Genomic DNA, 5214 nt, shown 5'->3' on the forward strand with positions numbered 1-5214 from the left:
GCGGCTCAGCCGCATGGGTCAGGGAGCTGGTAAGCAATGCCGATCCTATTAAAGATGTTTTTTTCAGCCAATCTCTCCTGTTGCCGGATGCCTCACCTTTTATTGTATTTTCCATAGTAAGGAACTGTTGGTAAGTTAAAGGACTGTTGCAATTTGAATTTTTTTTATGAATATAACAATAGCCTGACAGGCAATACTATAGATCCCCGCAAAGGACTATTTTACGGCGCAAAATATCGGTCACATATTATAAATGTATAACCCGTTGTGCGGTTTAAACGAACAAGGCAGTTTTTAACAGATTAATGGGCCTATTATTTTTAAAATTCAGGAATTGAAGTACTGCTACGGCATTAACTTTGGCAACCACTCTTGACAGAAGACCATCTAAAGATTTTGAATAATTTCTTTTAAACATCATCTGATCACAGAGTTGCGAGAATAAGGTTTCGATTCTTTTTCGAATATATCTATAGAAGCTATTCCATTCATTTTTTCTACTAAACATATTTGATCTTAAAGGGGTAATTAACCTAATTTTATCCTCTTCAAAAAGGGTAGTTTGGTAATGAACCGAAAGGTGTCCTTTGTCTGCAATAAGCTCAAAATCTGATAGTTGCTTTTTATTATCTAATTCTGCGAGATAGTTTACATCATGTACATTTGCTGACGTTATCCCAATAGAAATCGGCACACCTTTTTGAGTAATCATCAGTTGCATTTTAAAGCCGTAATAATGCATTTTAAGAGAAGGATTATAACTTCTTGCTATTGAACTTGAAGATCATCCTTACAAATTGTACTTCTATAAATTCTAGGGTTCATGCAAATAGGTATGGGAATCGAATCTATAATCACTTTTTTGTTTTGTCCGTCAATTTGTCTGGCAACCCATTCTGAAATGGCATTGATATAGGGGTTTAATCTTCGTTTTCTGCGATTGTAATTTGAACGGTCTATAAGTACTGGAAAAATTAAATTCAGATCGCTTTTCATCCTTGTAAAGAGCCAACTTTCAGAATCCAAACTGATTATCTCAGCTAGAATAGCAAGTGTAACTATTTCAATATCAGACCATTTAGGCGGGTTCTTATAGTACTGAAAATTACCATCAGGCAATAAAAATTCGTTTAAGGAGGACTTGATAATGGTGAAATTTTGTCGAAATTCGCTTTCAGGTTGTACATGTTAAAGGCTTGTAGTTATTCCTTTAAATTACTGATATTCAGTTACATGTGCATCCTTTTTTTTGTCTTTTTAAACCGCACAAAGGGTTAATCCATTAAAATGTGCAGTTCTTCGGACGGATACATTTATACTCCTTTTGGTTACTTCTCATTGGCTAAGGCCGATTTCCAGTCCTCGGGAAGCAATTGTAACAATTCTATTCCACATAGTTTAGCAATGGCACAATATGATTCCATCGGAATTTCTTTTTTGCCACTAAGCCAATTATGAACAGACGATTGGCTTATTTTTAACTTAGAGGCAATTTCAGGTTGCGAGTCACCGCTCTCTTTATAATAATGGTGTAAGGCTTCTTTGGCTGTCATGAACTTCAATTTTGAAGGAATAATCCTAAATCAGAAACTTTCTCCGATAACTAACTTATTTCAAAATTGAAATTTTTCATTATACGTTGTACGGTCAAATATAAGCTATAAAAGACCTTAAATAAGCAACTTGAGAAATCCACAGGGCTTCATTTACTTATATAACTATCTTAAAAATAAATAGTTATATAGTATAAGCAGTATGACAAATTTATTTAGTGGTCAAATATTATTACTGTGGTAATAGTTATAATCGAACCTGTTTTGAATATTTGTTATTCAATCCGAAACGATACCTGGCCAGGCTGTGGGGTGATTGTTTTTTCTTATCTTAATATTTTATTTACAATGGCAAGATTATCATTAGACGAGCTGAAAACACTGAAGGCATCTCAGGTTATGGAAAATTTGGAAGCTATCAGAGGCGGAGAGTTGAATAACTGTCACCAAGTACCTGTTGGTGATAGACCGGGGACTTTGAAGCAAGACCAAAATCCAAAACATCATAACTAACAAAAGGTGAGGGGATAAATATTCCCTCACCTTTTGTTTATTCAAAGTATCATATCCACTTGAAATGGTCAAACTGGCAAATGGTATCAGCTGAATTGTTATATTAATAGATACCTTATACAATTATGATCGCAAGATATTATTTGATTTATTTATTTATCCTTTTATATAGCTGCGTTAAAGCTCAATTTGTGCAACAAAACCACAGAATAAATATTAAAATAAATAAGGATCTACAAACACTGTACGACGATGAGAGAAAAATCCTTAGTAATTGGGAGAAATATCTGAACACGATTGAAACTGTGTACTATCATTCCCCTGATACATGGTCAGTTGTAGAAAAGGAGAAATATTGGTTTCCCGATATTGAAGTAATTTATCTAGCAAGCGCAACTAAGATGTTCAGAGAATACTCGCCTGTGTTGTTAAATATACAAAGAAAAGATTCTATATATATACTAAAAACAGCATTTATAAATTCAGAAAAAGACATTCATTCTATTTTTAATGTGATCGTCAGAGAAAATAATGAAGGAGAATATATATTTTCTAGATATCAGGATTACTATACACAAGATTGGGAAACAATTCAAATTGAAAGTATAACTTTTTTTTGTAAGGATAGAACGAAATTCAACTATCCAGAAGCTAAAAAATCGGCAAATCTTAGTGATAGTTTGGCGAACCTATTTAACACACAGACATTTCAATCTAGGTATTATATTTTTCAAAGCACAGAAGAGCGATTAAGAGCCAAGGGGTATGATTATACCTATCTAATGTACAACACAATTCAGGAATCTGCAGATAATGATATTAACAATAGAATCATTAATTCGGGCGAAGGAGCTGAATATGATCCTCACGAAATTGTACACACATACTTGAATCAAGTGTACTGGAATACCTTACATAACTTTGTAAATGAGGGAATAGCTACATTTATTGGTGGTAATATTGAAAAATCGAAGGAAAGGGAACTATCCAATCTTAAAAAATATCTAGACCTTCACAAGGATCTGGATTTAAACAATGTCACCTCAGTAAAGAAGGCTTCCGAGGGTAAGACAAATATCATGTATGCGCTTTCGGCATTTTTATGCAAAAAAGTGTATGAAAAAGAAGGAATAGAAGGTCTGAAGAAACTGTGTTTGGCCGGAAGCTTAGACAGTGATGTATACCGGGTTATTGAAGAGATTTTAGGTGTAAGACAAACAGAGTTAAATCAATATCTACGGGAAGAAATAAAGAAGGCACACTACTAATGACTAAATATCTTGATATGAGATTTATGAAAGTAATAAAAATAGTTGTTTTTGTTTTTTTCTATTGTTCGAATGTAAACGGGCAAGCTTTTATCTTTAAAAATATATCAATCGTCTCCCCCGATCAAAATAGTATATTGAAAGGACAAAATGTATTGATTAATAATGGGAAAATAGAAAAAATTGGTCCTGGCCTCAAAGCTCCTAAGCGCTATCAGAAGATTGACGGGGCCGGAAAATTTCTGATGGCAGGGATGGCTGATATGCATGTACATTTGCCTGCCGCGGAACGGGATATTATTTCGACAAAACATTTCTTGCTCTTACAGCTTATTGCCGGGGTAACCACTGTAAGATCCATGCGAGGTAGTTTGAACCATATTGCTCTACGGGATAGCGTAAAGAAAGGGATGATACTGTCTCCGGATCTATATCTGTCGGCTCCTCCAATTTATTCGTCACAAAAAGTAGCGCCAGATTCTATCGATGAACTGATTTTAGCTTATAAAAATGTTGGGTTCGATTTTATAAAAATATTAAGCCTGCCCAATTCACTTGTTTTCTATGATTCCCTACTGGCAGCGGCCAATCGTTACCAAATGCCGGTGGTCGGTCACGCTCCTTGGGGTGATGTTCAAACAGCGATCAAAAACAAGCAAAGAAGTATTGAGCATTTGCAGGGATATGCGTCATTAAAAGGTGATACGCTTAACGAAACGATAAGGAAGACGAAGGTTAATAATATTTATAACTGCCCCACACTCGACTGGACATTTGTAGGTTCCCTGTATTATTCAATGGATTACCTTAAAAGACGCCCCGGAATGGAATATTTACCCCTTGAACTTAGAAAAAAATGGGAAAAGACTTTGAGCGATTATATAGGCAAGGTAGCTAACCAGGAAAGGAAAAAGGACAGCCTCTCACTTATTGTACAACTTGATATAGTTCGACAATTAAAAGCAGAAGGGTGCAAGTTCTTGTTAAGCCAAGATGCCTCAAACGTATTTCAGGTGCCCGGATTTGGATTATTAGAGGAGATGAAATTATTTAAAAAGGCAGGTTTCTCCAATCATGAAATACTGGTTATTGCAACGCAGAATCCTGCTCAGTTTTTTGGAGAATCGGATAGACTGGGCGCCGTTAGGACAGGATTTAAGGCGAATCTCATTATGCTGGCCGGAAATCCCTTGGAGGATATTGAAAATATCAAAAAAGTTGATGGGATATTGCTTGGGGAGCAATGGCATACCAGGGAGTTTTTGGAAGGGCAAATTAAAACCTATTTGAGATGATTCTTTGTAGAAAATTCAAGGCACTTATAGATGAAGGACGAAACCAGATCGCTGACACGATGAAAACTTTGGTTTACAATGAAATGCCTTCCATTTTTGAATTTGTTGATTTTGAAAATGACCGCTTTTTCCTCGATCCGCTACTGTTTGCCTACTTTAATCGTGGGGCGTTGAAGTTCAAAATAGAGAATCTCCTCTACGGGTACATGAAAAAAAAACCGATCTCCTCGTTCGTTGAAATTACTTCGGATAATGATATGATTTACTTACCAGAGCTGGGATATTACTGCAGTGGTAATAATAAAATTAATTTATCCCGATCCGTTGATGAACCTTGCCTGCTTCTGAGAAATGGTATTGACGTATTTCGCCATCAACATGTATTATTAAAAGATAGATTCATCAATTCTGGAAATCACAAAGCAGTAGTGGAAGTGACAGAAGCAACGAAAAGGCATTATCTGAATTTGCAGGAGGCCAGCCCGATTCTAAAACCTGGTACGACCGGCTAGGCCGGCAGATCCGGACAGAAACGGAAGGTTTTGATGGCACCATCATCCAGACCCAGACCTATGATGCAAAAGG

General features: G+C 35.9%; 5 protein-coding genes. 3 read left to right on the plus strand and 2 right to left on the minus strand.

Going from position 1 to position 5214, the window contains the following annotated elements; genetic code table 11:
- Positions 1 to 274 precede the first annotated feature (274 nt).
- Complete coding sequence (locus CLV98_RS22770; protein ID WP_262512169.1) at positions 275 to 772, minus strand: IS982 family transposase; 498 nt, start codon at positions 770 to 772, stop codon at positions 275 to 277.
- Positions 773 to 1328: 556 nt separating this feature from the next.
- Complete coding sequence (locus tag CLV98_RS22780; protein WP_109678394.1) at positions 1329 to 1553, minus strand: helix-turn-helix domain-containing protein; 225 nt, start codon at positions 1551 to 1553, stop codon at positions 1329 to 1331.
- Between the two features lie 638 nt (positions 1554 to 2191).
- Here CLV98_RS22780 and CLV98_RS22785 point away from each other — a divergent pair.
- The 3 genes from CLV98_RS22785 (at position 2192) to CLV98_RS22795 (ending at position 5141) form a co-directional block, all read left to right on the plus strand.
- Positions 2192 to 3334 carry a hypothetical protein gene (locus tag CLV98_RS22785; RefSeq protein WP_109678396.1) on the plus strand — a complete coding sequence of 381 codons (1143 nt, stop codon included), beginning with the start codon at positions 2192 to 2194 and terminating at the stop codon, positions 3332 to 3334.
- A 137-nt stretch (positions 3335 to 3471) separates the two neighbouring features.
- Positions 3472 to 4629: an amidohydrolase family protein gene (locus CLV98_RS22790; RefSeq protein ID WP_158281321.1), complete on the plus strand. Its 1158-nt coding sequence runs from the start codon at positions 3472 to 3474 to the stop codon at positions 4627 to 4629.
- Positions 4626 to 5141 carry a hypothetical protein gene (locus CLV98_RS22795; RefSeq protein ID WP_109678400.1) on the plus strand — a complete coding sequence of 172 codons (516 nt, stop codon included), beginning with the start codon at positions 4626 to 4628 and terminating at the stop codon, positions 5139 to 5141. Before CLV98_RS22790 ends, CLV98_RS22795 begins: the two co-directional genes overlap by 4 nt.
- Positions 5142 to 5214: the final 73 nt, after the last annotated feature.

The organism is Dyadobacter jejuensis (assembly GCF_003149085.1).
GTDB classification, from domain to species: domain Bacteria; phylum Bacteroidota; class Bacteroidia; order Cytophagales; family Spirosomataceae; genus Dyadobacter; species Dyadobacter jejuensis.